General features: G+C 44.7%; 1 protein-coding gene. It reads right to left on the reverse strand.

Going from position 1 to position 1798, the window contains the following annotated elements:
- Nucleotides 1-155: 155 nt before the first annotated feature.
- Nucleotides 156-1640, reverse strand: a complete 1485-nt coding sequence (locus tag JQM81_RS13395; protein ID WP_235234318.1) for a hypothetical protein — start codon at nt 1638-1640, stop codon at nt 156-158.
- Between the last annotated feature and the right edge of the window lie 158 nt (nt 1641-1798).

Here is a 1798-nt window from a genome sequence, read left to right on the forward strand (position 1 = left end):
ATAACTTCTCGGAATCTCAATGAATGAGATTCCAAGCGAAAATTGACAACTGAATATCGTGCAGGAAAAGAAATTTGCGAGAAATGGACATAAACATTGGACATAGAGGATACTATGCCTTGAAAAATTTTATGGAGTCGTTTAAGATAACATTATTAAGAGGCCAATCTTAATAATGAATCTTGAAATGCCTCGACTGACGGCATTTCCCAGGCATCAAGATGTTGTAGCATCATGATGCCGTAGAGGCGGCAGTACCACATCTTCGTAGAGCGGTGCCTGCCGTCTTCTAATTTATAGTCTTCTTTCTCACGTTTGTTAGAACGTTCCACGGAAGTTCTTCCGTCATATTCCTTTTTCCATGCTTTACTGTCTCTTGGCGGTATGTTAAATAACCTTGGATTGTTATCGGTAAAGATATGTACGGTTCTGCCGTATTTCGCTGGTGAACAGGGATGCTCACAGAAGCAGCCACGTTGCCGGTTCGATTTAGGACATCGGTATTTTGCCCGGTGTTTGGCAGTCTCATATCCATCTTTATGCATACGTAAGCCCATCTTGCAGATTGGGACACCGTCATCGTCAATGGTGAAGTCGTCTTTGTAAGTGAAATGCCCGGTATGTCCGGGATTCAAGTCGATAAAAGGCGTGATATTTTCCCGTTTGCAGTATTCATAAATAGCGTAAGCGTCATGAGCAGAATCCAGAAGGAGCTTTTCTATGTGGAACTCTGGAAGATATGCTTTCATGGTGAAAAAGGAATGGAGAAAAGAAAGCATGTCATGCCGGGAAGCACGCTCTAAAATAGGAAAAACGGGAAGGTCACTGTGTGAATCGGAAGCCACATACATGTAGAGATGGTAACCGAAGAAATAGGATTCCCGGTGAGAGTCCCATCCCCAGTTACAGTCGGGCTGGGAATAATGACGTTTACAGTTACAGAAAGAACAGCCATTCTCCCTGCAACCGCAGATCCGTTTTTTTCGCTGCTGTGCTGCGGTACGGACAGGAGTGCCGTCCCCGGCAAGAGCCAGATGTTCAGGATCGATCAACCCCTTGCGGATGGAAAGATCCAGAAATTGCTGCTTATAAAGATGGAAAATGAGAGAAAAAGGATTCTCTGGTTTTAAGTGCAAGCGTTCCAGCAAAGGGAGAAGTTTGGAAGCTATGCTGGAAGAATCGCAGGGAGTCTTATCGCCTTTCTTTTTTCCCTTGGGCGGTTTCATTTTAGGGAAACGGTCTTTCGGTGAAAGGTTGTTGGAGTCATCCTGCCAGATACGGGAAAAGAAATCATAAAAAGTGCCGACACCAGGAGTATCTCCGAAAGGGAATCCGCTGAGGATGGCATAAAGAGGAGTTTCCCTGAGCATGCGGCACCAGACAGTGATGGAAGTTACTTTCAGCTTTAAAGCAAGCAGGTAGGAGCGCAGCATACAGGATGGGAGCCGTGGTTCCGGTCCGAAAACAGAGTAGCAATCCTGCATCAGAGAATCCGTCTGGGAAAGATCAAGATACCAGAACTGCACGATATAATCCCAGGTGCTTTTGGAAAGCACAAAGGGGTCAGGATAGAACTTAAGGAAATCGGATACAAAAGTATCCTGATAGGCGGCATGTCCGCCGGGATTACAAGGTAACAAAAAATCGCCTCCAGTCGATTGAAATAAAATATAATCAATCGGCTTCGCCGCAAATTTTGAGCGATTTGTCAAGCGTTTTTTGCAAAAAAGTGGGTGATTTTTTGAGATAAGGGTCGGAAAGCCTTATAAAATCAGGGCTGAAGATTCCGAGAAGTTAT

The sequence above is a fragment of the Faecalicatena contorta genome (genome assembly GCF_021531895.1).
In the GTDB taxonomy this organism is placed as follows: Bacteria; Bacillota; Clostridia; order Lachnospirales; family Lachnospiraceae; genus JAFBIX01.